The sequence below is a fragment of the Neorhizobium sp. DAR64860/K0K1 genome (assembly GCF_050500205.1).
In the GTDB taxonomy this organism is placed as follows: domain Bacteria; phylum Pseudomonadota; class Alphaproteobacteria; order Rhizobiales; family Rhizobiaceae; genus Neorhizobium; species Neorhizobium soli.
Genome location: NZ_CP191459.1, coordinates 2,079,544 through 2,105,473 on the forward strand (window position 1 = coordinate 2,079,544; position 25,930 = coordinate 2,105,473).

Annotated in this window: 25 protein-coding genes and 1 other annotated feature; of the genes, 7 read left to right on the forward strand and 18 right to left on the reverse strand. The window is 60.6% G+C overall.

What is annotated here, in order from left to right:
* Positions 1–20 precede the first annotated feature (20 nt).
* From plsX to ACQY1J_RS14740, 3 genes are all read right to left on the reverse strand, one after another.
* Positions 21–1,067, reverse strand: a complete 1,047-nt coding sequence (gene plsX, locus ACQY1J_RS14730) for a phosphate acyltransferase PlsX (RefSeq protein WP_062453272.1) — start codon at positions 1,065–1,067, stop codon at positions 21–23.
* A gap of 148 nt (positions 1,068–1,215) precedes the next feature.
* Complete coding sequence (locus ACQY1J_RS14735; protein ID WP_430250198.1) at positions 1,216–1,794, reverse strand: YceD family protein; 579 nt, start codon at positions 1,792–1,794, stop codon at positions 1,216–1,218.
* Positions 1,791–2,342 (reverse strand): ubiquinol-cytochrome C chaperone family protein, encoded by a 552-nt coding sequence (locus ACQY1J_RS14740; RefSeq protein WP_113167296.1) that lies wholly within the window; start codon positions 2,340–2,342, stop codon positions 1,791–1,793. Before ACQY1J_RS14740 ends, ACQY1J_RS14735 begins: the two co-directional genes overlap by 4 nt.
* A gap of 223 nt (positions 2,343–2,565) precedes the next feature.
* Here ACQY1J_RS14740 and ACQY1J_RS14745 point away from each other — a divergent pair, with 223 nt between their 5' ends.
* Positions 2,566–3,090 carry an outer membrane protein assembly factor BamE gene (locus ACQY1J_RS14745; protein WP_062454732.1) on the forward strand — a complete coding sequence of 175 codons (525 nt, stop codon included), beginning with the start codon at positions 2,566–2,568 and terminating at the stop codon, positions 3,088–3,090.
* Positions 3,091–3,169: 79 nt separating this feature from the next.
* On the opposite strand, the gene ACQY1J_RS14750 is transcribed toward ACQY1J_RS14745, so the two are convergent.
* From ACQY1J_RS14750 to ACQY1J_RS14800, 11 genes are all read right to left on the reverse strand, one after another.
* The gene (locus ACQY1J_RS14750) at positions 3,170–5,311 is read right to left on the reverse strand and encodes a sodium-translocating pyrophosphatase (protein WP_062579951.1); all 2,142 of its coding nucleotides are present in this window, start codon (positions 5,309–5,311) and stop codon (positions 3,170–3,172) included.
* Between the two features lie 164 nt (positions 5,312–5,475).
* Positions 5,476–6,705, reverse strand: coding sequence for an MFS transporter (locus ACQY1J_RS14755; protein ID WP_062579950.1), 1,230 nt, complete (start codon positions 6,703–6,705; stop codon positions 5,476–5,478).
* A 20-nt stretch (positions 6,706–6,725) separates the two neighbouring features.
* A complete protein-coding gene (gene nusB, locus ACQY1J_RS14760) occupies positions 6,726–7,205 on the reverse strand; it encodes a transcription antitermination factor NusB (protein ID WP_062453277.1) in 480 nt (159 codons plus the stop codon).
* A 4-nt stretch (positions 7,206–7,209) separates the two neighbouring features.
* Positions 7,210–7,668, reverse strand: coding sequence for a 6,7-dimethyl-8-ribityllumazine synthase (gene ribH / locus ACQY1J_RS14765; protein WP_062579948.1), 459 nt, complete (start codon positions 7,666–7,668; stop codon positions 7,210–7,212).
* Between the two features lie 203 nt (positions 7,669–7,871).
* Positions 7,872–8,483 (reverse strand): riboflavin synthase, encoded by a 612-nt coding sequence (locus ACQY1J_RS14770; protein ID WP_192076737.1) that lies wholly within the window; start codon positions 8,481–8,483, stop codon positions 7,872–7,874.
* Between the two features lie 9 nt (positions 8,484–8,492).
* Positions 8,493–9,572, reverse strand: a complete 1,080-nt coding sequence (ribD, locus tag ACQY1J_RS14775) for a bifunctional diaminohydroxyphosphoribosylaminopyrimidine deaminase/5-amino-6-(5-phosphoribosylamino)uracil reductase RibD (RefSeq protein ID WP_192086737.1) — start codon at positions 9,570–9,572, stop codon at positions 8,493–8,495.
* 4 nt (positions 9,573–9,576) lie between these two features.
* The gene (gene nrdR / locus ACQY1J_RS14780; protein ID WP_062453281.1) at positions 9,577–10,056 is read right to left on the reverse strand and encodes a transcriptional regulator NrdR; all 480 of its coding nucleotides are present in this window, start codon (positions 10,054–10,056) and stop codon (positions 9,577–9,579) included.
* Positions 10,057–10,065: 9 nt separating this feature from the next.
* Positions 10,066–11,355 (reverse strand): serine hydroxymethyltransferase, encoded by a 1,290-nt coding sequence (gene glyA / locus ACQY1J_RS14785; RefSeq protein WP_430250202.1) that lies wholly within the window; start codon positions 11,353–11,355, stop codon positions 10,066–10,068.
* 185 nt (positions 11,356–11,540) lie between these two features.
* Entirely contained in the window at positions 11,541–12,869 is a 1,329-nt protein-coding gene (locus ACQY1J_RS14790) for a L,D-transpeptidase family protein (RefSeq protein ID WP_062454734.1), read from the reverse strand.
* A 533-nt stretch (positions 12,870–13,402) separates the two neighbouring features.
* On the reverse strand, positions 13,403–13,915 hold the full coding sequence (gene ldtR, locus ACQY1J_RS14795) for a transcriptional regulator LdtR (protein ID WP_062454736.1): 513 nt from the start codon (positions 13,913–13,915) through the stop codon (positions 13,403–13,405).
* Positions 13,916–14,148: 233 nt separating this feature from the next.
* Positions 14,149–14,586 (reverse strand): DUF6163 family protein, encoded by a 438-nt coding sequence (locus tag ACQY1J_RS14800; protein WP_062454738.1) that lies wholly within the window; start codon positions 14,584–14,586, stop codon positions 14,149–14,151.
* A gap of 194 nt (positions 14,587–14,780) precedes the next feature.
* Between ACQY1J_RS14800 and hemB the strand changes: the two genes are divergently transcribed.
* The 5 genes from hemB to ACQY1J_RS14825 all read left to right on the forward strand — a co-directional run bounded on the left by hemB (position 14,781) and on the right by ACQY1J_RS14825 (position 17,893).
* On the forward strand, positions 14,781–15,791 hold the full coding sequence (gene hemB, locus ACQY1J_RS14805) for a porphobilinogen synthase (protein WP_092661939.1): 1,011 nt from the start codon (positions 14,781–14,783) through the stop codon (positions 15,789–15,791).
* Between the two features lie 76 nt (positions 15,792–15,867).
* Positions 15,868–16,326, forward strand: a complete 459-nt coding sequence (locus ACQY1J_RS14810) for an RDD family protein (RefSeq protein WP_062453284.1) — start codon at positions 15,868–15,870, stop codon at positions 16,324–16,326.
* Positions 16,327–16,447: 121 nt separating this feature from the next.
* Positions 16,448–17,209, forward strand: a complete 762-nt coding sequence (locus tag ACQY1J_RS14815; protein ID WP_113167299.1) for an arginyltransferase — start codon at positions 16,448–16,450, stop codon at positions 17,207–17,209.
* 76 nt (positions 17,210–17,285) lie between these two features.
* Positions 17,286–17,507 (forward strand): AbrB/MazE/SpoVT family DNA-binding domain-containing protein, encoded by a 222-nt coding sequence (locus ACQY1J_RS14820; RefSeq protein WP_113167300.1) that lies wholly within the window; start codon positions 17,286–17,288, stop codon positions 17,505–17,507.
* The gene (locus ACQY1J_RS14825) at positions 17,504–17,893 is read left to right on the forward strand and encodes a type II toxin-antitoxin system death-on-curing family toxin (RefSeq protein ID WP_430250203.1); all 390 of its coding nucleotides are present in this window, start codon (positions 17,504–17,506) and stop codon (positions 17,891–17,893) included. Before ACQY1J_RS14820 ends, ACQY1J_RS14825 begins: the two co-directional genes overlap by 4 nt.
* Before the next feature lie 46 nt (positions 17,894–17,939).
* On the opposite strand, the gene parC is transcribed toward ACQY1J_RS14825, so the two are convergent.
* Positions 17,940–20,207 (reverse strand): DNA topoisomerase IV subunit A, encoded by a 2,268-nt coding sequence (gene parC, locus ACQY1J_RS14830; protein ID WP_430250204.1) that lies wholly within the window; start codon positions 20,205–20,207, stop codon positions 17,940–17,942.
* A 232-nt stretch (positions 20,208–20,439) separates the two neighbouring features.
* Here parC and ACQY1J_RS14835 point away from each other — a divergent pair, with 232 nt between their 5' ends.
* Complete coding sequence (locus ACQY1J_RS14835) at positions 20,440–21,630, forward strand: hypothetical protein (protein WP_062453289.1); 1,191 nt, start codon at positions 20,440–20,442, stop codon at positions 21,628–21,630.
* An 82-nt stretch (positions 21,631–21,712) separates the two neighbouring features.
* Here ACQY1J_RS14835 and ACQY1J_RS14840 read toward each other — a convergent pair whose 3' ends face one another.
* The 3 genes from ACQY1J_RS14840 to aspS all read right to left on the reverse strand — a co-directional run bounded on the left by ACQY1J_RS14840 (position 21,713) and on the right by aspS (position 25,798).
* Positions 21,713–23,203: a SulP family inorganic anion transporter gene (locus tag ACQY1J_RS14840; protein ID WP_430250205.1), complete on the reverse strand. Its 1,491-nt coding sequence runs from the start codon at positions 23,201–23,203 to the stop codon at positions 21,713–21,715.
* Between the two features lie 75 nt (positions 23,204–23,278).
* Positions 23,279–23,336: a sequence feature (sul1 is cis-regulatory element that is thought to sense ions involved in sulfur or methionine metabolism; They are found in Alphaproteobacteria), on the reverse strand.
* 175 nt (positions 23,337–23,511) lie between these two features.
* Positions 23,512–23,832 carry a DUF1236 domain-containing protein gene (locus ACQY1J_RS14845; protein ID WP_062579936.1) on the reverse strand — a complete coding sequence of 107 codons (321 nt, stop codon included), beginning with the start codon at positions 23,830–23,832 and terminating at the stop codon, positions 23,512–23,514.
* A gap of 175 nt (positions 23,833–24,007) precedes the next feature.
* Positions 24,008–25,798 (reverse strand): aspartate--tRNA ligase, encoded by a 1,791-nt coding sequence (gene aspS / locus ACQY1J_RS14850; protein ID WP_092661931.1) that lies wholly within the window; start codon positions 25,796–25,798, stop codon positions 24,008–24,010.
* Positions 25,799–25,930: the final 132 nt, after the last annotated feature.

The window sequence follows — 25,930 nt, forward strand, 5'->3', positions numbered from 1 at the left end:
AGTCAAATCACATCCTAACGTCATGCGGCTTCAGGGCCGGCCGGCGGCAGGCGTCTGGCATGATAAATCTTCAAATCCTGCGAAATTTTGGCGTTGAGGTCATTTCGCGCCATGTCATAGCCGACTGCGATCGCGGCCGCGATGCCTTCGGCGTTGGCGCTTCCATGGCTCTTGATCACAATGCCGTTGAGGCCCAGAAACACGCCGCCATTGACCTTGTTCGGGTCCATCTTCTCACGCAGTCGATCGAATGCAGGCTTGGCCAGCAGATAGCCGATCCGGGCAAGAAGCGTGCGCGACATGGATTCGCGCAGAAGCGTGGCGATCTGGCGCGCAGTTCCCTCGGCGGTCTTCAGAGCGATATTGCCGGTAAAGCCTTCGGTCACCACAACGTCGACAGTGCCCCGACCGATATCGTCGCCCTCGACGAAACCGTGATAGGAGAGGTGCGGAAGGTTGGCTTCGCGGATCAGGCGACCGGCTTCCTTCACCTCTTCCTGACCCTTGACCTCTTCGACACCGACATTGAGAAGGCCGACGGTCGGGCAATCGACTTCAAACAGGGCCCGCGCCATAGCGCCGCCCATCAGGGCGAAATCGAGCAGCTGCTGGCTGTCGGCACCAATCGTCGCGCCGATATCGAGAACGATGCTTTCGCCCTTCAGCGTCGGCCAGATGCCTGCAATTGCGGGGCGTTCGATACTCGCCAACGTGCGAAGACAGAATTTCGACATTGCCATCAGCGCACCGGTATTGCCGGCGGACACAACGACATCAGCTTCGCCAAGCTTCACGGCTTCGATGGAACGCCACATGGTCGAGACATAGCGACCACGGCGTAGCGCCGCACTCGGCTTCTCGTCCATGGCAACGGCCAGTTCACACGCATGGAACACGGACCGCTCGCGCAATTTCGGATAGCGCGCAAGCCACGGCTCGCATTCGGCTTTCAGTCCGTAGAGGAGGAAACTGACGTCGGGATGGCGTTCGAGCGCCTTCGCGGCGCCCGCCATGACAACCTCGGGGCCAAAGTCGCCACCCATGGCGTCAATCGAAATTCTGATCACGCGTCCCTGATCCTTGTTTTAACCGGCCGCACGCGCCTGCAACGAATGCCTGCGCCGACTTTTGCTTCTTCAGTGGGCACGCTCATGCGCCGCCCTGCCGGCGAAATCGTGGCCAAAATATAGGTTTTGTTTCTGCTTACAACCGGTCTCAGTCTTTTTTCCAATCCTTGAGCGCGGCAAACGGATTGGGTTTGGTCGCCGGATCGTTCGGGTCGCTCTCGATATGGTCCTTGAAATCGATGCCCTGCCTGCGCGGATAAGGGTCTATCGCCAGTGCCACGAACTCGGCAACGACCTCGCCCGCATCGATCGTATCGCCGACAAACATTTCCGGCAGGTCCGGACCATCAGGATCGACCACCATCTCGGCGCTTTCGGCAGTGACGACGCGCGCAAGCTTGGATCCCTCAGGCACAAAGACCTGATCGAAATCTTCTGAAATGGTCGACGACACAGGATCAAGCGTCACCACGCAGGCCTGGGTGACAGCGGCCTTGACGCGGCCCTTCAGGCGCACGCCGTCCTTCTTCCAGCGGGCAATGTAGATTTCCGCCTTCAACGAATTGACCGATACGACGTCCCAGAGAACGGCCAAGCCCTTCAGCTCGTTTTCATCGGCTTCAACAGTGACAGTGACGGGATTGGCCGAAATGTTTCCGACCTTCACAGGATAGGAGAACGGAGGCTTGCCGCCTTTGGCCTTGCTGGGTTCTTGATCGCGTTTCATTGTTCCTCGCCTTCCCGGACCGGCTGCGGCACGACCAGCAGCCCACGGGAAATCGTATCTTCTGAGACCGCTGACATAGCGGTTTCGGTGGTTGTCATCCAGTGCGCAAGTGCGCTCATGTCTTGTATATCGGTGGCTTTAGGATGGATATTACGGTGCAGCGCTGCGGCAAGCGCGGTCTCGTCGCCGCTGTCGAGAGCTGCGGCATAGGTTTCGAGCCGACCGTAGAACATGCCCGCGAGCTTCTTCATCCGCTTCGGAACCCCCTGGTCGCCGATGCCGAGCTCGCGAATCGAATGGTCGATATCCTGAAAGAAGGCATCGACGATCTCCTGCGCCAGTTCCTGCCCGCTCGCCCCCGACTTCGCGGTCCGGCGAAAAAACAGGATCATCACGATGGACAGCATTTCAAACCGGCCCATCACGGTGTCGGGTACGCCGAAATCCTCGTAGAAGACGGGGATGCGCGCTGCCGACGTCAGGGCGTAGTATTGCCGGTTGACGATGGTCTGATTGCTGTTTTTCTTTTTGAACAGGCCGAATATCATCGTGTTTCCTGCATTTGCCTTCATGTTTGCGTCATGGTCGAAGCTGGCGATGTTGCATGCAAACGAAAGCTGGTTTACCGAAGCAGGCACGAATTGCAATGCATTCGCCATCGGCGGGCTTCGGTTCGGCTATCCGGAAGCGGCAGTCAGCTGTCCCCGGAATAGCCACAATGGTATGAGCAGCAGAGTAACCGGCTTCCGCCGGCACATCGACATGTGGGGGATACCGTTGAAGAAGCGGGTTTTCGGATACGAAATGAAAGCGTTGAGCAAAACGGCGGCGGCCCTTGTCGTTGCATCGATTGCAGTTTCCGGCTGCACGTCCATGGAAATCGGCGACACGATGTACAACGGCTATGTCGTTGACCAGCAGTCGCTGAACCTGATCCCTGTCGGTTCAAGCCGCGAGCAGGTGATCCTGACCATGGGTACACCGTCGACGACCGCGACCTTCGATACGGAAGTGTTCTATTACATTTCCCAGAAGCGCCACCGTCGGGCAGCCTTCATGAAGCCGCAGATCGTCGAGCAGAGCGTGCTTGCCATCTATTTCGACAAGAACGGCGTGGTCGCCCAGCGCGCCAACTACGCACTTCAGGACGGCAAGGTGTTCGACACGATCTCGCGCACGACGCCAACCGGCGGCCGCGACCTTACCTTCCTGCAGCAGCTTCTATCGGGTGGTTCCGGAGCAGCAAGCGGCGGTGCAGGCCAGATCCGCAACATGCTGCAGAGCATGGGCAACTGACAAGCGCATTTCCGAATATCAAAAAGCCCGCGATACCAATGGTACCGCGGGCTTTCTTTTGTCTGGATGAGACCTGCTTCTAGTGGGCGAGAACCGCGAGCAGCAGAAGGGCGACGATGTTGGTGATCTTGATCGCCGGGTTGACGGCAGGGCCTGCCGTATCCTTGTAGGGGTCACCCACCGTATCGCCTGTCACCGAAGCCTTGTGGGCTTCGGATCCCTTCATGTGGCGGGTGCCGTCCTTATCGACGAAACCGTCCTCGAAGCTCTTCTTGGCATTGTCCCAGGCGCCGCCGCCCGAGGTCATCGAGATCGCGACGAACAGGCCGTTGATGATGACGCCGAGAAGCGAGGCACCGAGCGCTGCAAAGGCGGACGCCTTGTCGCCGCCCGAGACGAGAAGCACGCCGAAATAGACGAAGATCGGCGCGAGAACCGGGAGCAGCGAGGGCACGATCATTTCGCGAATCGCAGCCTTGGTCAGGATATCGACCGCGCGGCCGTAGTCGGGCTTTTCCGTTCCTTGCATGATGCCGGGCTTTTCGCGGAACTGCCGGCGAACTTCCTCGACAATCGAGCTTGCCGCCTTGCCGACCGCCGTCATGGCGATGCCGCCGAACAGATACGGGATGAGACCGCCAAACAGCAGGCCCGCCACCACATACGGATTGGACAGGCTGAACGAGATCTGGCCTACCCCCTGGAAGTACGGATATTTATCGGCGTTTGCCACGAAGTACTGGAGATCGTTGGCGTAGGCCGCAAACAGCACCAGTGCGCCGAGACCGGCTGAGCCGATCGCGTAGCCCTTGGTGACGGCCTTGGTCGTATTGCCGACGGCATCCAGAGCATCCGTGGCTTTCCGAACATCCGGCGGCAAGTGCGCCATTTCGGCAATGCCGCCGGCATTGTCGGTGACAGGGCCGAAGGCATCGAGTGCCACGATCATTCCGGCAAGGCCGAGCATGGCGGTGACGGCGATGCCTGTGCCGAACAGTCCGGCGAGCTGATAGGTGGAGATGATGCCACCAACGATGACGAGTGCCGGCAGTGCGGTCGATTCCAGCGAGACGGCCAGTCCCTGGATGACGTTGGTGCCGTGGCCCGTGACGGAAGCCTGGGCGATGGAATTGACCGGCCGCTTGTTGGTGCCGGTATAGTATTCGGTGATGACAACGATCAGCGCTGTCACGACCAGCCCGACGAGGCCGCAGGCAAACAGTCTGGCGCCGGTGATGTCCATGCCGGCAACCGTGCCGATCGTGCCCCAACCGATGGTGATCGAGGTCGCGATCGCAAGCCCGACGATGGACAGCAGCCCCGTCACGATCAGTCCCTTGTAGAGGGCGCCCATGATCGAGCCGTTTGTGCCGAGCTTGACGAAGAACGTGCCGACGATCGAGGTGATGATGCAGGTGCCGCAGATCGCCAGCGGATAGAGCATCGCCTGGTCGATGACGGCGCTGCCGGCAAAGAAGATTGCCGCGAGCACCATGGTCGCAACGACCGAGACTGCGTAGGTCTCGAACAGGTCGGCCGCCATGCCGGCGCAGTCACCGACATTGTCGCCCACATTGTCGGCGATCGTTGCCGGGTTGCGTGGATCGTCTTCCGGAATACCGGCTTCCACCTTGCCGACGAGATCGCCGCCGACATCGGCGCCTTTGGTGAAGATGCCGCCGCCAAGGCGCGCGAAGATCGAGATCAGCGAGGCGCCGAAGCCGAGTGCCACAAGGGCATCGATCACTTCGCGTGAACCGACCGCATGGCCGAGCACGGTTGTCAGGATGAAAAAGTAGATGGACACGCCGAGCAGTGCGAGGCCCGCGACAAGCATGCCGGTGATGGCGCCAGACTTGAAGGCAATGTCGAGACCTGCTGCCAGACTATGCGATGCCGCCTGCGCCGTGCGCACATTGGCCCGCACCGAGACGTGCATGCCGATGAAGCCGGCAGCGCCCGAGAGAACGGCGCCGATGATGAAGCCGATGGCTGCCGTGCCAGACAGAAGAAACCATGTGAGACCCGCAACCAGCACGCCGACGATGGCAATCGTCATATACTGGCGCGACAGATAGGCCTGCGCGCCTTCCCGGATATAACCGGCGATCTCCTGCATCCGCTGATTGCCTTGATCGGCGGCAAGTACGGAACGCGTGGCCCATGCAGCATAAATGATCGACAGCAGACCGCAGACGATCACACCTAGAATTACAGTCATGCGAATTTTCCTCTCCCTGACCGGCTGCGGCCGATGCCGCCCCGGCATTCTGCACCCTCCAGCAACGGCTTTCCCCTCCCAAGGAACGCAGCTGTTGCCATGCGCGGGTGAGATTGCGGTGAGGAACAACCGCCGTCAAGCGCTACGACGGTAATAGAACCGGGTCAGTTGGCTTTTGCGACGGGCCTGCGCAGCATCAGCGCCAGAATGAGAAGAAGGCAGAAGATCGCGACCGGCCAGATCACCAGGTTGATGAATGACCAGCCCCAGGTGACGAACACCTTGCCCGAGGAGAAGGAGGACAGTGCCACCGTGCCGAAGAGGACGATGTCGTGAAACCCCTGCACCTTGTCGGCCTCCTGCGGTCGATAGCTGGAGGCGACGATCGTGGTCGAGCCGATGAATCCGAAATTCCAGCCTATCCCGAGCAGGACCAGCGCCAGCCAGAAATTCCACAATTCCACGCCCATATGGGCAACGATCGCGCAGCCCATCAGCGTGACGAGGCCAGCGGCGACCACTTTTTCCGCGCCGAAGCGGGTGATCAGCATGCCGGTGAAAAAGCTCGGTCCGAACATGGCGAGCACATGCCACTGGATGCCGAGCGCCGCCAGTTCCGTCGGAAAGCCGCAGCCGATCACCATGGCGAGCGGCGCACCAGTCATCACGAAGGTCATCAGCGCGTAGGTGCAGATACCGCAGACCATGCCGGTCATGAACCGCTGCGTCACGACGATTTCCCGCAGCGACCGTGCCGGCGGCTGCTGGGTTGAGAGCGACGCATCCGCCTTGGTCGGAAGACGCAGGAAGGCCATGATGCAGATACCGGCAAGGCAGAGCGGGATCAGCATCAGGAACGCACCGGCGAAGGTCACCGGCGCCAGCCAATCCTTTGCGGCGATGGAGAGCTGCGGTCCGACGATCGCCGAGACGATACCGGCCCCGAGGATCCAGGAGATGGCTCGCGGCTTATAGGCTTTGGGAGAAATATCGGCAGCGGCGAAGCGGATCTTCTGGGTGAAGCCGGCGCAGGACCCGACCAGCAGAAGCGCGAAGGCAAACAGCCAGAAATCACCACGAAACAGCGCGATTGCCGCAAGCCCGCCGCCGATCGCGCCGAGCATTCCGCCCGACATGAAGGCCGCCTTGCGGCCCAGGAACTTGGACGCGATGGCAATCAGCACCGCACCGACGGCGGTGCCGAGGTTGAACGCGGTGATCGGCGCTGTCGCGAGCGACTTGTCGTCGCCAAGAAGCTGATAGCCGGCAAGAGCGCCGATCGACACGGTGAGAGGTGTGGCAGACCCCAGGATGGCCTGGGTGCCTGCGAGCAGAAAGACGCTGCGGCGGGCGGTGCTCAAGTCAATTCTTTGACGCTCGACCGCTTCGTCCATCTGATGCTCTTTCCGGGATGTTACTTCTTCGCGTCGCCGCGGATTTGCTTGGCAATCCGGTCGAGAACCGCATTGACGACCTTCGGCTCGTCTTCCTCGAAGAACGCGCGGGCAATCTCGACATATTCGGTGACGATGACAGCCACCGGGACATCCTTGCGCTCGACGATCTCGAACGTTCCGGCACGCAGGATGGCGCGCAGGGTCGAATCGATCCTCGACAGCAGCCAGTCTTCCTGGAGCGCCGAGCGGATCAGCGGGTCGATCTTGTCCTGATCGCGGACGACGCCGGCGACGATCGAGCGGAACCAAGAGGCGTCCGCCTTCAGATAGGTATCGCCGTCCAGTTCCTGTCCGAGGCGGTGCGCCTCGTATTCGGCCACGACCTCGAGAACGCCGGTGCCGCCCACATCCATCTGATAAAGGGCCTGAACGGCTGCCAAACGCGCCGCGCCACGCTGATTTGCCGGCTTGACCGGATGCTCGCCTTCTTTGGACATTCTATCAACCACCATTCAGCTTTTCGCGCAGTGCGATCATGGTGAGGCAGGCACGGGCCGCAAAGCCGCCCTTGTCCTTCTCGGACCGCTTGATGCGCACCCAGGCCTGCTCGTCGTTCTCGACGGTCATGATGCCGTTGCCGATCGCCAGCGATTCGGAGACCGCAAGATCCATCAGCGCGCGCGAGGATTCGTTCGAGACGATGTCGAAATGGTAGGTTTCGCCACGGATGACCATGCCGAGCGCGACAAAGCCGTCATAGGACGTGCCGTCCTGATCGCCGGCATCGAGCGCCATCGCGATTGCCGGCGGAATTTCGAGGGCTCCCGGAACCGTCACCACGTCGTAGGTCGCACCCGCATCCTTGAGAGCGGTCGTTGCGCCATCGAGCAGCGCGTCCGCCATGTCGTCATAAAACCGTGCTTCCACGATCAGGATGTGAGGTGCGTTTTCTTGCGGCATGATTTCACCTTGGTTACATCGGCGCGTTGGGCGACAAGCCGAATAGTCGGCGGTCAAAACATGCCCGGCCGGGATTGGCAAGTGGTTTTCGCTGAACGCTGCGTTGCAGGGCGCGAATACCTATTCTGCAACGTCATCGGGGCGGAACAGGAGGAGCGCAGCTTGCACGCTGCCGCCTGTTTCCGCATGTCGTCGGGTCAGCCTCAGCCTGTCGGGAACTGGGCCAGCCTTGCTGCGTAACGAGCCATCGTGTCCACTTCGAAATTGACGAAATCGCCGGCCTGGCGATCGCCCCATGTGGTCACGCCCAGCGTATGCCTGATCAGCAGCACATCGAAATCGGTGCCATCGACCGAGTTGACGGTCAGCGATGTGCCATCGAGCGCAACCGATCCCTTCGGCGCGACGAAGCGGGCGAGGCTTTCCGGCGCCCGAAGGCGAATGCGGACTGCTTCGCCTTCGGAGGTCACGGACAGGATCTCCGCCTTGCCGTCGACATGGCCGGAGACGATATGGCCGCCCAGTTCGTCGCCGATCTTCAGCGCCCGCTCCAGATTGACGCGGGTACCGGATGTCCAGCCAGCGATCGTTGTCAGCCGCAGCGCTTCTTCCCAGGCTTCCACCTCGAACCAGCGCTCATTGCTGCCGTCCTCAGGCAAGTTGGTCACGGTCAGGCAAACGCCGCCATGGGCGATCGAGGCACCCATCGCGATCGTCTTCGGATCGTAGCTGGTGGCGATACGGAGCTTGACGCCCTCGTCCATCGGGGTCGTCGCCGCTACGGTTCCGACATCGGTGACAATTCCGGTAAACATCGACGACCTCTATGACTGCTCGATTTTCTGGAAATCGTAGGAACGGTCGGGACCGAACGTATCCTCACGAACCAGCTGGAAACCCTCCGGCATATCGGATGGCGACAGAGGCGATTCAAGACCGCCCTCGCCCACCATCGTCGGCCCCTGCGACAGCACGATCCGATCGACGAGGCCGGCATCCAGAAAGGCCTTGCCAACCGTCGCGCCGCCTTCAACGAATAGAAGGGAAATTCCGCGTGTCGCCAACTGGTCGAGAAGTGCTGCGAGATCGCCTGCCTCGATCACATCGACACCTGCGGCCAGAAGTTTCTCGCGCTTTTCGGACTCTTGCGAGACCGGCACGCAGGCGACGATCACAGGCACGTCGCGGGCAGACTTCACCAGAAGGCTGTCGAGCGGCAGTTCGAGACGGCGATCTAGAATAATGCGGACGGGCGATCTGTCGCTCATCTCGGGAAGCCGGACCGTCAGTTGCGGATCGTCGGAACGGACGGTTCCCATGCCAACCAGAATCGCATCACTTTCGGCACGCATGACATGCACCTGCGCACGGGCAAGCGGCCCGGTGATCAGCACTTCTTCGCCACGGCGTCCCAGCATTCCGTCGGCCGAGACGGCAAGCTTGAGCGTGACGTAAGGGCGGTGGCGGATCTGGCGGGAGAGATAACCGGCGAGCGCGCGCTTGCCGTCATCTTCCATGAGGCCAAGCTCGGTCGCGATGCCGGCATCGTGCAGGATCTTCAATCCCTGACCGGAGACGCGCGGATCGGGATCGGCGACGCTGACGACAACGCGGGAAACACCGGCTGCCACGAGCGCATTGGCGCAGGGCGGGGTCTTGCCGTGATGGGCGCAAGGTTCCAGCGTCACATAGGCGGTCGCCCCCCTCGCCTTCTCGCCGGCAACGGCGAGCGCGCGGGCTTCCGCATGTGGTCGGCCGTCGCGGGCCGTGACCGCTGCACCAACAATGGCACCATCCCTGACGAGCACGCAGCCGACCGATGGATTGGTCATGGTCTGGCCTTCATGCCAGCGCGACAGCCTCAGCGCTGCGGCCATGAACCGCTGGTCGTCGGCCTCCGACATGGCGTCAGGACTCCAGCCCGGGATCGCGGGCAATCTTGGCGTTGATCTCGGAAATCACTTTCTCGAAGTCCTCCGCATGGGAGAAGTCGCGATAAACGGATGCGTAGCGCACGAAGGCGACGTCATCGAGGCTTTTCAGCGATTCGAGCACCTGCAGGCCGATCTCTTCGGAGGAGATTTCGCTCTCGCCCGAGCTTTCGAGGCGCCGGACGATGCCGGAGACGGCGCGCTCGATGCGGTCGGGATCGACGGGCCGCTTGCGCAGCGCGATCTGGAACGACCGCACCAGCTTGTTGCGGTCGAAAGGTACCTTGCGGCCGGTCTTCTTCGACACCAGCAGCTCGCGCAACTGCACGCGCTCGAATGTCGTGAAGCGACCGCCGCAGTCAGGGCAAATGCGCCGCCGCCTTATGGAGGTGAAATCCTCGGCCGGACGCGAGTCCTTGACCTGGGTATCTTCCGAACCGCAATAGGGGCAGCGCATCGTGTTTCCTTAGAGGTACGGGTACATCGGGAAGCGATTGGTGAGCGTCATCACCTTTTCGCGGACACCCGCTTCCACCACCGCATTGCCCTCGTCCGAATTGGCCGTCTTCAGGCCGTCAAGCAGTTCGACGATCAGATTACCGATTTCGGTGAACTCGGCTTCCTTGAAGCCGCGCGTCGTGCCAGCCGGCGTGCCGAGGCGGATACCGGACGTGACGAATGGCTTTTCAGGATCGAACGGAATGCCGTTCTTGTTGCAGGTGATATAGCCGCGGCCAAGCGCTGCTTCGGCCCGCTTTCCGGTCGCGTTCTTCTTGCGCAGATCGACCAGCATCAGGTGGTTGTCGGTACCGCCGGAGACGATGTCGAGACCGCCTGCCACCAGCGTTTCCGACAGCGCCTTGGCGTTCTTGACGATCTGAGCCGCGTAATCCTGGAATTCAGGCTGCAGCGCTTCGCCGAAGGCCACCGCCTTTGCGGCAATGACATGCATCAGCGGGCCGCCCTGCAGGCCGGGGAAGACAGCCGAGTTGAATTTCTTCGCCAGATCCTCGTCATTGGTGAGGATCATGCCGCCGCGCGGTCCGCGGAGCGACTTGTGGGTCGTGGTCGTCGCGACATGGCAGTGCGGGAACGGCGACGGATGCTGGTTGCCGGCAACGAGACCGGCGATATGCGCCATGTCGACCATGAGATAGGCGCCGACTTCGTCGGCGATCTCGCGGAAACGCTTCCAGTCCCAGGTGCGGGAATAGGCCGTGCCGCCGGCGATGATCAGCTTCGGCTTGGTCGCGCGGGCCTTCTCGGCCACAGCATCCATATCGAGAAGGTTGTCGCCTTCACGGACGCCGTAGGACACGACGTTGAACCACTTGCCGGACATGTTGACCGGCGAACCGTGGGTCAGGTGACCGCCCGAGTTGAGATCGAGGCCCATGAACGTGTCGCCCGGCTGCAGCAGCGCCAGGAACACGGCCTGGTTCATCTGCGAACCGGAATTGGGCTGGACGTTGGCGAAGTTGACGCCGAACAGCTTCTTGGCGCGTTCGATGGCAAGCTCTTCGGCGATGTCGACGAACTGGCAGCCGCCGTAGTAGCGCTTGCCCGGATAGCCCTCGGCATACTTGTTGGTCATGATCGAGCCCTGGGCTTCGAGCACGGCACGCGACACGATGTTTTCCGAGGCGATCAGTTCGATCTCATGGCGCTGACGGCCAAGTTCCTTCTCGATCGCGCCGAAAATATCCGGATCGGATTCGGCCAGCGGGCGGGAGAAGAATGCTTCGGTATTGGACATGTGCGAGGCTCCTCGAAGGGTGGCAGGCGATGTGACGCGTCTTAGCCTTCCCTTCCGATCAGGGCAATACACGGAGCGACATTTGCGCGTCCAACTCCGTTTCGAGACAACGGCAAAAGGCCGCACCACCCTTTTGGGCGATGCGGCCTTTCAATCGAATTGGTCGTTCGTCAGCGACGTCCTGCTTATTGCGGCAGGAGATCCTGTTCGGTGATCGCACCGGAGGCACGCTCCACGCCGGTCGTGGTCTGCAGAGCCAGTTCCTGGTTGCCGTCGCGCTGGTAGATGTCGTCGCGGAACTGGACGACCTGGTCCTTTGCCGACCATGCCGTGACATAGACGATATAGACCGGAACTTCCTGGCTGAGCTTGATCGGGTTGTTCTGGCGAGCAGCGATAACCCGTTCGATTTCCTGACGCGACCAGCCGGGCGTGTCACGCAGCAGCCAGGTCACGAGATCGCGCACGTTCTGGATACGCATGCAGCCCGAGGACTCAAAGCGCATCAACTTGTTGAACAGGCCCTGCTGGGGCGTGTCGTGCATGTATTCGTTGTTCGGGTTGTGGAAGTTGATCTTCGTCGAGGACATCGCGTTGATCTTGCCCGGATCCTGGCGGAACATGAAGTTCGGCGCCTTGGGGGCATTCCAATCCACGGTTTCTGGCGACACTTCCTGGCCACGACCGTCGATCAGACGGATGTTGTTGCGCGTCAGGTAGGTCGGGTCCTTGCGCATCAACGGCACGATGTCTTTTTCGACGATCGAGCGCGGTGCGGTCCAGTAAGGATTGAGGATGACTTCGTAGATCTTCGAATTGATCGCATGGGTCGGGCGGTCGATACGGCCGACGACCGCATTGGTGCGCAGCGCCACGCGATCGTTCTCGACCGCTTCAACATAGGCCGCCGGGATGTTGACCATGACGTAACGCGAACCGAGATCACCCGACATCGACTGCAGGCGAACCCGGTTGGTTTCGAGCTGCATCAGACGTGTCTGGGCCGGAACGTTCATCGCCTTGACGCTGAATTCGCCAAGCACGCCATCTGCCGGCAGGCCGTGACGGGCCTGGAAGCGCTTGACCGCACCGTCGACATTGCTGTCGAACGAGCTGGACATGCCTGCGGACTGATCGAGATCGCCGGCGATCATCAGGCGACGGCGCAGGTTCTGCACCGACGGATCAACGACGCCGAGCTGCAGGCGCACGGACGAATTGACATCGGGCCAGCCACCTGCAGAAACGATCTGCTGATAGAAGGCAATTGCCTGCTGAATGTTTGCCGGGCCTTCGGAACCAAGGATCGGATTGTTGGAGACGACACCGACGGCCGAGCGCGAACCACGCGCATCGAACTGGTCATCCCAGTTGCCACGACGAGGCGCGGTCATGATGCCATCGAGCGTCGACTGCGCCAAAGCCGGCGCGGCCAGAACGGCGGCACCCACGGAGACGGCCGAACGCAACATGGCGCGGCGGGAAAGCAATTCCGATCCGATCTTTTTCGACATCATCCTGTCCATCTGGTCCCAGAGGCTTCAAAACAAAAGCGCTACAGGGATATGGTTAATAAACGCGCAAAATTCCGCGGCTGGGCTGCTGGAAATGCTCGGGGGGCCATCTGGAGTAGCACGAGTTTCCCGAACCTGTTCAAGCATGGCGGTCCCATAGCAATATGGCCAATTCGTGTCAGTTGCTGCAGCGTCACAAAGCCGTGTGAAAGCGTGACTTTTCGGCCTCCTTCGAGATACTCAACGGGAAATGTGGCAGGCGCGAACTCGAAGCCATTTCGGGAGGTTGGGAGTGCGCTGTGGAGCGAGAGAACGCTGCGTTCCGGTGTTCTGAAAGAGCCTGCATCAGGCGACCATGATAGAGGACATCTGGAGCTCTGAAACGGGATCGGCGGAGCGTATTGCTACGCTCCGCCCGATATGTGTGTCGTGCCACTGCATGACTGGAGGAAATGCAGGCGCCGACAGTTGTCTTTGCCGTGCCGCCGTCGCGCCTCCGGTGGTTCAGGAGCGCGGCGCGGCGATGGCAGATATTACATGCGGTAAGCGATGCTGTCGTTCCAGAAACGGTCGAGGCGCTGCAGCAGCTTGTTCATCTGCGAGAACTCGCCCTCGCCGATGCCGCCGACCTTTTCGATCGAGCCGACGTGGCGATCATAGAGCTTGGCGACGGTTTCTGCGACTTCCTGGCCTTCCTTGGTCAGGCTGATGCGGACCGAGCGGCGGTCGATGCGCGAACGCTGGTGGTTGATGAAACCGAGGTCGACCAGCTTCTTGACGTTGTAGGAAACGTTGGAGCCGAGATAGTAACCGCGCGAGCGCAGTTCACCGGCAGTGAGTTCCGAGTTGCCGATGTTGAAGAGGAGAAGTGCCTGGATGGCGTTGACGTCGTCGCGACCCTGGCGGTCGAACTCGTCCTTGATGACGTCGAGCAGGCGGCGGTGAAGACGCTCGACCAGGTGGAGCGATTCCATGTAAAGCGAACGGATCGGGTCTTCGTTGATGTCTGCTGCGACCGGTGCCTGCGGCTTCATTTTCGTGTTCATCATGACTGCCTCACTGTTTTGCTTGGCGGTGTGTTTGTTTATTCCCGCCTTGAGACAGACACTAACGAAAGCGCATAAAATTCGACTTAAAACAAAGGGTTAACAAATCCTTGCAGAAGTTTTTCCAATCGTCGGCAGTCTAGCTGCCTCCCCCTCACCCTTATTTCCGCCCTATTGAAATCAATGGGTTAGGTCGAAATTTCAGGCCAAATAAAGGCGCCAAAGCTTTAGGGTCAAGGTGAATCAATCCTTACCCGCTCCGCCTTGCGCCGCTCTTCCAGCCATAAAGAGAGCCGAAACACGCCGTAAATGGCGGCCACGAGGCCGTGCAGGATGGGCACAAGAGTGTTCCGTCCGAAGATTTCTGGCCAGACGAGATACATCAGCACCTGCGAGAACGCTGCGATAGTCCAGAGCACCGCGCCCCAGGACACGGTGAGCCACAAACCGAGCGAGGCAACCGGAAACAGAACGGCAAGCGAGGCCGCCGCCACTTTCCATGGCGGCGCCAGAAGATCGAAGCGCGCCATGCCGTGCAGCGAATAGCCGACCAGCATCGCCCAGTACTGGATGCCGAACCATAGGCAGGCAACCGCGATAATCCTGAGGAAGACGACGAACAGGATTTCCGTCAGCGTGCGCTTGGGTACCGTGGGTGAATCAGATTCCATGCCGGCGATCATATCGGGAGACGTCGCGAGCCGCCAGCATGCCGCATGGCAGCAATGCGCAGTAAGCCCCATTCATAAACAGTTTCTCGCGTGTTAGAGCGTTTGACCTGACACAAGCCTGCTCCGGCAGAACCTTTCAATCCAGCCAGGAAACGCTCTCGTCAGCAGCGAGCAATAAGAACGGAGTATCCGTCATGGACAAGACCCACCTCGTCGACCACGTCACCGGTCATCGCCGCATGCGGCGCAACCGCAAGGCAGACTGGACGCGACGCATGGTGCAGGAAAACCGGCTAACCGTGGACGACCTGATCTGGCCGATCTTCATCGTGCCCGGCACCGGCATCGTCGATCCGATCAAGTCGATGCCCGGGGTCAACCGGATGAGCGTCGACAAGGCGGTGGAAGCCATACGGGAAGCGGCAGATCTCGGCATTCCCGCTGTTGCGCCCTTCCCCGACATCGAGATGAACCTGCGCGATGAGACGGGATCAGCGATCCTCGATCCGAACAACCTCATCAACCAGTTCACCATCGCGGCCAAGAAAGCGGTGCCCAATATCGGCGTCATCACCGACGTGGCGCTCGATCCATTCACCAGCCATGGCCATGACGGCATCCTGCGTGAGGGCATGATCGTCAACGACGAGACGGTTGATCAGGTGATCAAGGCGGCGGTCCTGCAGGCGGATGCCGGGGCCGACATCATCGCGCCGTCCGAGATGATGGACGGTCGCATCGGCGCCATCCGCCGCGGGCTCGACGCTGCCGGTCACCAGGATGTCGGCATCATGTCCTATGCGACAAAGTTCTCCTCGGGATTTTACGGTCCGTACCGTGAGGCGATCAATACGAGCGGACTCCTGAAGGGCGACAAGAACGCCTATTACATCTCGCCCGCCAACGGCACCGAAGCGATGCGCGACGCGGCACTCGACGTGGAAGAAGGCGCCGACATGCTGATGGTCAAGCCGGGCATCGCCTATCTCGACATCTGTTGGCGCGTGAAGGAAGCCTTCGGCCTGCCGACCTACGCCTATCAGGTCTCCGGCGAATATTCTCAGATCAAGGCGGCGGCGATGAACGGCTGGATCGACGGCGACCGGATCATGATGGAGACGCTGCTCTGCTTCAAGCGCGCCGGCTGCGACGGCATCCTGACCTACTTTGCGATCGAGGCCGCGAAGAAACTCGGCCGGGTTTAAAGCCTATGGTGGCAAACCTTGCTGTTGGGCTTGCCACCTCTTATATCGGGTTTGGTACAACTGGAGAACCACGCGAATGAGCTTCGAACCGAACCCGACCTATGCCGCACCGGACAATTGGCGCGCCTATAGCGGCGTTCTGTCACGCCGGATCTTCGCCTTTGTCATCGATTACCTGTTCGTTCTTCTGCTGTGCATCCCTGCAGCGGTGATCGTGTTCTTCTTGGGAATTCTGACGCTCGGGCTTGGCTTCATGCTCTATCCCGCGTTGTTCTTCATCGTCGCCCTCCTCTATTTCGGCCTGACGCTCGGTGGCGCCAGCCAGGGATCTCCGGGCATGCGCGCCATGGGGCTTGCCATGACACGGGTCGACGGGCGCCGGATGGATTTCCTGACTGCCATGGTTCACACGGTACTGTTCTGGGTGATCAATTCGGTACTGACGCCGCTGGTGCTCCTGGCCGGCCTGTTTATCGAGCGCTCGCGGCTGGTTCACGATCTCCTCCTCGGCACCGTCGTCGTCCGCAGGTCCTAAGACCGCAACAGTGATCCAGGGATGCGTCAACCGGCAAATGCGCCAGTTGACGTTTCCGCGTTATGCGCCATGCTAGGATCAGTAGCGCCACGAGCAAGACGACGGACCGGGCTGCACCTCCATGAACACACAGACAACGCCATCACCTCAGTTCTACCTGACGGCACCGGCGATTTGTCCGTATCTATCGGGTGAAATGGAACGCAAGGTGTTCACGCATCTCGTCGGTCCTCGCGCGGCGGAGATGAACGACCTATTGACCCAAGGCGGGTTTCGACGGTCCCAGAACATCGCCTACCGGCCAGCCTGCGAAGCGTGCCGTGCCTGCGTTTCCGTGCGAATCCTTGCAGGCGACTTCCAGCCGGCGAAATCCATGAGGCGCGTTCTTGCGACCAACAGCGACATCATTGCGACCCTTGGTCCAGCGCAGCCGTCGACCGAACAGTTCTCCCTGTTCCGACGGTATCTCGACAGCCGTCACCAGCGCGGCGGGATGTCGGACATGTCCGCCCTCGACTACGCGATCATGGTCGAGGATTCGCACGTCAACACCCGCGTCATCGAATACCGCCGCCGCGAGCCGGGAGACGGTATCGCTGGCACGCCGAGGGGCGAATTGCTCGCCGTGGCGCTGACCGACATGATGAGCGACGGGCTGTCGATGGTCTATTCCTTCTTCAACCCCGATCTCGAAAAGCGCTCTCTCGGCACTTTCATGATCCTCGACCATATCAACCGCACGAAGACGCTCGGCCTGCCGCATGTCTATCTCGGCTACTGGGTGAAGGGCTCGCCCAAGATGGGCTACAAGACCCGCTACCAGCCTCAGGAACACCTGACGGCCCGCGGATGGGAACTCGCGGATCCCACGCGAGACGTGTGACGGCCCCCTCTCCTGACGGGATTGCAAATCGGCCATCCTCATGTTATAACTTACGTTGCAACATGAGGATACGCGCATGAACACTACCATCCGCAAGATCGGCAATTCCGAAGGCATCATCATCCCGAAGGAAATTTTGGAGCGGATGGGCTTGCGCGCGGGGGATTCGCTCGAGGTTCGGGAAGAGAATGGCGCTATCGCTCTCGTCCCGGTACAGGCCGATCTTGCCGAACAGCTCAAGGCCGCCCGCCTCGGGATGGAGAAGTACAAGGTCGCCTTGAGAGAACTGGCGAAATGACCGCCATCAGATGGCTGTCACGGCCTGCGATCGAGATCATTCACGGAGAACAGGTGGCCAAGCACGGCGGCTTGCCCGGTCTTAAAGATGAGAACGCCCTGGAGTCGGCTCTCGCTCGACCGTTGAACAAGCATGCCGACGGGGAGGATGACATCTTCGCGCTGGCTGCTGCCCATCTTTACGGGCTGGCAAAAAACCACCCGTTTTCGGATGGCAACAAGCGGATCGCATACCTCGCCGCTTTCACGTTTCTCCTGATCAACGGCTATCTGATCGAGGCAAGCCAGGCGGACGTCATCGAATTCGTCCTCTCCGTCGCAGCCGGCGAGATCGACGAGGACGGAGCGGCGCGGTTCCTTCGCGATCACACGGTCCCCTACCCCTGACAACAGGTTCGCCCCTCAAGGCGAACCGTCTCAATCCGAAACCTGATCAGCCGGCGAATTTGCCGCTGCGCGGAAAGCCCTTCGGAACGGTGCGGCCGGCGGAGGCGCGGTCACCCATCCATTCGAGAAGCTCATCCTTGCTGCGGTTGAAGGCGCGTCCGGCGCTATCTTCCCAGGCAAGCCCGGCATCGATTGCGAAACACTTGATGTCGGAGATGCCGCCGTCCTTGTAGCGCTGCAGGCGCACGCCCTTGCCGCGTGTCATTTCCGGCAACTGGTCGAGCGGAAAGACCAGCATCTTGCGGTTCTCGCCGACAATCGCGACGTGATCACCCTTGACCTGAACGACCAGCTTTGCCTCGTCCGGCATCGAGACGTTCATGACTTGCTTGCCCTTGCGGGTATTGGCCACCATCTCGCTTTCGGCAATGACAAAGCCATAGCCGGCGGTCGAGGCGATCACCATCTTGCGGCTGGCGTCGTGGACGAAGGCGGTCAGGATGTCCTGGTCGTTCTCCATGTCGACGATGATGCGGATCGGCTCGCCATGGCCGCGGCCGCCCGGCAGCTTGTCGGCGCCGAGCGTGTAGGCCTTGCCGCCTGTTGTCACCAGCAGCAGCTTGTCGGTCGTCTGCGCCGTGAACGCGATCTTCGGACCGTCTCCTTCCTTGAAGACGAGGCCCGACGTATCGGTCACGTGCCCCTTCAAGGCGCGGATCCAGCCCTTCTGCGAAATCACGACGGTGATCGGTTCCTTTTCGATCATCGCCTGTTGGATTGCTTCCAGATTGGCTTCCGGCGCATTGGCAAACTGGGTGCGGCGGCGGCCGAGCTCGGTCGCCTTGGCATACTGTTTCTTGACCTCCTGGATCTCCCAGGCGACGGTCTTCCACTGCTGTTCGTCGGAGGCGAGAAGCGCTTCGATCTCGCCCTTTTCCTTGGTCAGATTATCGTGCTCGGTGCGGATCTCGAACTCTTCGAGCTTGCGCAAATTGCGCAGCCGCATGTTGAGGATCGATTCCACCTGCAGGTCGGTCAGCGACCAGCGCGCCACCATGACAGGCTTCGGCTCGTCCTCCTCGCGGATGATGCGGATCACCTCGTCGAGGTTAAGGTAGGCGATCAGAAGACCGTCGAGGATTTCGAGCCGCCGGTCGATTGCTGCCAGACGGTAGCGGGAGCGGCGGACGAGCACGTCCTTGCGATGCGCCAGCCATTCGAGCAGCACCTCGTTCAGCGCCATCACCCGCGGCACGCGCCCCATCGAGAGCAAGTTCATGTTGAGCGGAATGCGGTTTTCAAGCTCGGTCAGCTTGAACATCGATTCCATCAACAGCGTCGCATCGACCGTGCGGTTCTTCGGCACGATGATGATGCGGACGTCTTCGGCGGATTCGTCGCGGATGTCGTCGAGCAGCGGCAGCCTGCGGGCAATCAGCAGTTCGGCGATCTTTTCGATCAGCCGCGACTTCTGTACCTGGTAGGGAATTTCGGTGACGACGATCTGATAGCCGCCGCGGCCGAGATCCTCGATCTCCCACTTGGCGCGGACGCGGAAGCCGCCGCGACCTGTCTTGTAGCTCTCGAGGATCGATTCGCGGTTATCGATGATGATGCCGCCGGTCGGAAGATCCGGACCCGGCATGAACTCGAGCAGCTTTTCGACGCTGGCATCCGGATGGGCGATGAGATGCAGCGCCGCGTCGCAGACTTCATGGGCATTGTGCGACGGGATCGACGTCGCCATGCCGACCGCGATCCCGGAGGCGCCGTTGGCCAGCAGGTTCGGGAAGGCACCGGGCAGAACCGTCGGTTCGGAGTTGCTCTCGTCATAGGTATCGCGAAAGTCGACCGCATCCTCGCCGATTCCCTGCAGCAGCAGTTCGGCAACGGCAGTCATCTTCGATTCGGTGTAACGCATCGCGGCGGGGCTATCGCCGTCGATATTGCCGAAATTGCCCTGGCCGTTGACCAGCGGATAGCGCTGCGAGAAATCCTGCGCGAGACGGGCAAGCGCATCGTAGATCGATTGGTCGCCGTGCGGATGGTAATTACCCATCACTTCACCGACGATCTTCGCGCATTTGCGGAAGGCCGAGTTGGGACGAAGGCCCATCTCGTTCATCGCGTAGACGATACGGCGATGGACGGGTTTCAGACCGTCGCGCACATCAGGCAGAGCACGGTGCATGATCGTGGAAAGAGCGTAGGCAAGATAGCGCTCTTCGAGCGCTGCCTTCAGGTCAACCGCCTGAATGTGGTCGCCGCCGCCGTCTCCCGAGCCGTCGCCAGGTGGAGTTACAATTTTTCCCATGGCACTTGACTATAGAAATCCCTGATTCCCGGCAAGAAACCTATCCAAACGCCCTGTGGATGATCGGGCCGATGACACAAGTTTTCACTGTTTGGCGACAAACATTTACGCTGCCGCAATTATGCCGAAGCGAATGGACACTACGGCATGGACGTTTTGCACCGTCCGCCTTAACTCTTGCCTCAGCCAGACTGTAATTGATCCCGGGCCGTGCCGCCCGCCAGGAGGACCTATGACCCACTTTTCCACCACGGCGCGCCTGCTTGCCGCCGCCACAGCGCTGTCGGTGTTTGCCGGGCCGGCCTTGGCTCTCGATGGCAACGATCTTCTGAAGAAGATCAACGCCGCGCTCGTCATCCAGGGCGGCGCGCTCGAAGCCCAGTCGGTTGCCGTCGACGGGTCGAAGGTGACGCTGACAGGCGCAACCTACAATCCCTCAGGGGCTCCGCAGAAGATGCCGATCGGCACTGTGACGATGGATGGCGTCGAAGAAGCCGAGGGTGGCTACACGATCGACAAGGTGACCTTCCCTAACATCAACGTTTCGCATGAAGCCACCACGATCAGCGCGTCCGACATCACGATGAGCGGCGTCACGGTACCGGCGGACGCCACGAAAAACACAATCGAGTCGCTCCTGCTCTACGAGGAAGCCAAGACCGGCGCCACGACCGTCGCAGTCGGCGGCAAGACCGTTCTCACAGTCGGCCCGAGCAGCGTCACGACGGAGGTTGCCGACGACAATTCCGGTATCGACTTCGATATGGCGCTGAACGAAATCAAGGCGGATCTCAGCATCATCGACGATCCGCAGTCGCGCGAGGCAATCCAGGCGCTTGGCGTCAACACTCTGGATGGCAGCATCAACCTCAACGGCACATGGACGCAGAACGACGGTACTGTCGCCGTCGAGGAATATGCGATCGACTTCGACAAGGTTGGCCGCCTCGACCTGTCCTTCAGCTTTTCCGGCTATACGATCGACTTCCTGAAGTCCGCGCAGGAAACCGCAAAGGCGCTGGAAGCCAACCCGAACAAGCAGGAAGCGCAGCAGGCGGCAAACCTTGCCATGCTCGGCCTGATGCAGCGGCTCACGTTCAACGCCGCCCAGATCCGCTTCGAGGATGACGGCGTGACGGCGAAGGCGCTGGATTATGCCGGCAAGAAGCAGGGTTCGAACGGCCCGCAGATGGCACAGATGATCAAGGCGATGACGCCGATCGTGCTTTCGCAGTACAACATTCCGGAACTGCAGAACATGCTGAGCCAGGCCGTCAACACCTATCTCGACAAGCCCGAGAACCTGACGATCACAGCAGAGCCGGCAAACCCTGTTCCGTTCCCGATGATCATGGGCGCGGCAATGGGCGCACCGAACACGCTGCCGAACGTGCTGGGCGTCAAGGTCTCCGCGAACGACTGATCGCTTCCCTCTAGGGGATGAATGAAAAAGCCCCGGCAAGCGATTGCCGGGGCTTTGTTTTGTTCAGTATAGGTGCGCCGCTTCAGTGTCCGGGGGTTGCCGAAAGGGCTGCGTGTTCCTTGTCGTGCAGCGCGAACCGGTCGATCATCGAGGCGCTTGCCTCGTTGGCACCGATCACCTCGACGGCGATGCCGCGGCTACGGAATTTCATCACTGCACGGTCGAGTGCGCCGACGGCCGAGATATCCCAGAGGTGCGCACGGCGAACGTCGATCGTGACGCGTTCCAGGCTTTCGGCGAAATCGAAGGCGTCAACGAGAGCGTCTGCCGAGGCGAAGAAGACCTGTCCTTCAACCGCATAGGTTCTTGCCTTGCCTTCTTCGGAAAGGCTGGAGGACACGCGCACCATCCTGGCCACCTTGCCCGCAAAGAACACACCCGACAGAAGCACGCCGACGATGACGCCCTTCGACAGATCGTGCGTTGCCAGAACAACCGCGACGGTCGAGAGCATGACGATAGAGGATGTACCGGGATGCCGCTTGAGATCGATGACCGACTTCCAAGAGAACGTGCCGATCGCCACCATGATCATGACGGCCACGAGTGCTGCAACCGGCACAATGCGCAGGATATCATCCAGCACCAGAAGCAGGATCAGCAGGTATATGCCGGAGGCAAAGGTCGAAAGCCGGCCTCGCCCGCCTGACGTGACGTTGATCACCGATTGGCCGATCATGGCGCAGCCGCCCATGCCGCCGAACAGGGCTGCAACGATGTTGCCGCTGCCCTGACCGAAACATTCTTTTGTCTTGCTGCTGGTCGTGTCTGTCATTTCGTCGACGATCTGTGCGGTCAGCAGCGATTCCAGAAGACCGACGGCTGCGAGTGCCAGCGAATACGGAAAGATGATCCGCAGCGTCTCGAGGGTCAGTGGCACATCGGGCAACAGGAAGTCCGGAAGCGCCGTCGGCATCGCGCCGAGATCGGCAACGGTCGGAACCTCTATGCCGAAGGAGAGCGCCAGAATGGTAACGGCAGCGATCGCCACAAGGGGTGACGGAATGGCTTTTGTTACATAGGGAAACAGATAGATGATGCCGAGCGCCAATGCGATGAGCAGGTAGGTTACTTCGGGAACGTTGATGAGCTGCGGAAGCTGAGCCAAAAAAATCAGGATCGCCAGTGAGTTGACGAAGCCGGTCATGACCGATTTCGACACGAACCGCATCAAGCGACCGAGTTTCAGCATGCCGGCGAAGATCTGCAGGATGCCCATCAGGATGGTTGCGGCAAACAGGTACTGGATGCCGTGATCGCGCACCAGGGGCCCCATCAGCACCGCAGTGGCAGCCGTGGCGGCCGAAATCATGGCCGGGCGGCCACCGGTGATCGCGGTGGTGCAGGCAATGGCGACCGAGGCGAACAGGCCGACCTTTGGATCAACGCCGGCAATGATGGAAAAACCGACAGCTTCGGGGATGAGCGCGAGCGCAACGACGATGCCGGCAAGGAGATCGCCGCGAATGTTCGAGAACCATTCGCGCCGATAGGCGGAAATTGACTGTGTCATGTATTGGAAACTTCGCAAATAAAGCGCATCCGCCGGGAGGTATCCTCCAGGGTGAGAAAGACGGCTGATGCTTTGCGTTGTCCGGCGGATCGGCGGCCGGAAGAGCCACTCGGGAGTTTCACCTGAGTCCTTGTGATGGGCGACCTATAGCGGAGAGAATTGCAGATGCCAAGCGTGGTACGGGAATATCTGCGAGACGGTGACGGTAGCGGCCCCGAAGTGATACGGACTAAAAGCTCCGACGCAAAAAGACCGGAGCTGCGGTGGCAGCCCCGGTCTCTCAAATACTAACCGAAATCAGACAGGTCCTATTCCAGGACCTGAATAACGGTGCGCGTCTGCGGGTCGACGATGACGCGGCGATCGTTCACGACGGTGTAACCGTAGGAGTCATATCCCTGCACAGGACGAACCTGGACGGCTTCCGGCAGCACGCGGCCGACCAGAACGTCGCCTTCGTACGGCACGGATTCAACCGGCTGCTCCATCACGTAGGTGCGGACTTCGCCTGGCATGACAACCGTTGCGGGTGCCATTGCTGGTTCCTGCGTGATGATCGTCGTCTGGGCGAAGGCTGCACTCGAAAGCGCCATGAATGCCGCCGAAGCGGTCAGTACGATCTTGCGCATAGTCTTACTCCATTTGTTTATTCTGCCTCTACAACTCGAAGTACGCGGCGATGGTTCCGTCCGACCAAGGTCTGATCGCTGCACTGCAACCAAGCCCTGCCCTGCTGAAACGGGAAAGCCCGGCGTCTTTCGAGCGCCGGGCTTTCCAATCTCGTCACAGAAATAGAACCGAAGATCAGTCCTTCTTGACCGGCGGAATCGGGCGGATCGCCAGTTCGCGCAGCTGCGCCGGGCTCGCTTCCGAAGGCGCTCCCATCAGGAGATCCTGGGCCTGCTGGTTCATCGGGAACAGCGTGATCTCGCGCAGGTTCTTGGCACCGGTCAGAAGCATGACGACGCGGTCGACGCCGGCTGCCATGCCGCCATGCGGCGGTGCGCCGTACTGGAATGCGCGGTAGAGGCCGCCGAAGCGATCTTCCACGTCCTGCTGCGAAAGGCCGACCATTTCGAACGCCTTGACCATGACTTCCGGCAGCTGGTTACGGATCGAGCCAGAGGCGATTTCGAAGCCGTTGCAAACCATGTCGTACTGGTAGGCCTTGATCGTCAGCGGATCCTGGTTTTCCAGCGCGTCGAGACCGCCCTGCGGCATCGAGAACGGGTTGTGGGCGAAGTCGATCTTCTTGTCTTCCTCGTTGTATTCGAAGAACGGGAAGTCGACGATCCAGCACAGGGCGAACTGGTTCTTGTCGGAAAGGTTCAGTTCGTCGGCAGCGCGGTTACGGGCTTCGCCGGCAAACTTGTAGAACTTGTCCGGATCGCCAGCGACGAAGAAGCAGGCATCGCCCGCCTCGAGGCCAAGCTGGGTGCGAACGGCTTCGGTGCGCTCCTCGCCGATGTTCTTGGCGAGCGGACCGGAGCCCGCGATCTTGCCGTCTTCTTCCTTCCAGAAGATGTAGCCGAGACCCGGCTGGCCCTGGCCCTGCGCCCAGGCGTTCATACGGTCGCAGAACGCTCTCGAACCACCAGTCTTCGCCGGGATCGCCCAGACTTCGACCTTCGGGTTCGACGCGATCATGTTTGCGAACACTTTGAAGCCGGAGCCGGCGAAATGCTCGGTGACGGCTTCCATCTCGATCGGGTTGCGCAGGTCCGGCTTGTCGGAGCCGTATTTGCGCAGCGCGACGTCGTAAGGGATCCGCGGAAACTCCTTGGTAACCGGCTTGCCTTCGGCAAACTCTTCGAAGATGCCGCGCATGACCGGCTCCATCGTCTCCCAGACTTCTTCCTGGGTAACGAAGCTCATTTCCAGGTCGAGCTGGTAGAATTCGCCTGGCAGGCGGTCGGCACGCGGGTCTTCGTCGCGGAAACACGGTGCGATCTGGAAGTAGCGGTCAAAGCCCGCCACCATCATCAGCTGCTTGTACTGCTGCGGCGCCTGCGGCAGCGCGAAGAACTTGCCGGGATGGATACGGCTTGGAACCAGGAAGTCGCGCGCGCCTTCGGGCGACGATGCGGTCAGGATCGGCGTCGAATATTCGGTAAAGCCACAGGTAGCCATTTCGCGGCGCATGGCCGCAATGATCTGCGTGCGCTTGACGATGTTCTTGTGCAGCGTTTCGCGGCGAAGATCGAGAAAGCGGTACTTGAGGCGCACGTCTTCCGGATATTCAGGCTCGCCGAACACCGGCAGCGGCAGTTCCTTGGCAGCGGAGAGAACTTCGATCTCCTGGGCGTAGAGTTCGATCTCGCCAGTCGCCATCGTCTTGTTGACGGTCTCGTCGGAACGCGCCTTGACGGTGCCGTCGATGCGGATGACCCATTCGCCACGCACGACTTCGGCCGACTTGAAGGCCGGGCTGTCCGGGTCGGCAACGACCTGGGTCATGCCATAATGGTCGCGAAGGTCGATGAACAGAACGCCGCCATGGTCACGGACGCGATGAACCCAGCCGGAGATACGGACATTGGAGCCGACGTCCGACTTGCGGAGGGCTGCACAGGTGTGGCTGCGGTAACGATGCATTGTCTTTTATCCTGGACTGATGCTGAAAGCGGCTTCATCGGCGCGCGAAGCACAGCCGTACGAACCCATGAAAATCGGCCGGAAAAGCGCATGGTGGGCCTGCTTTGTCAAGACTTGTCACAGTCTCCCGCG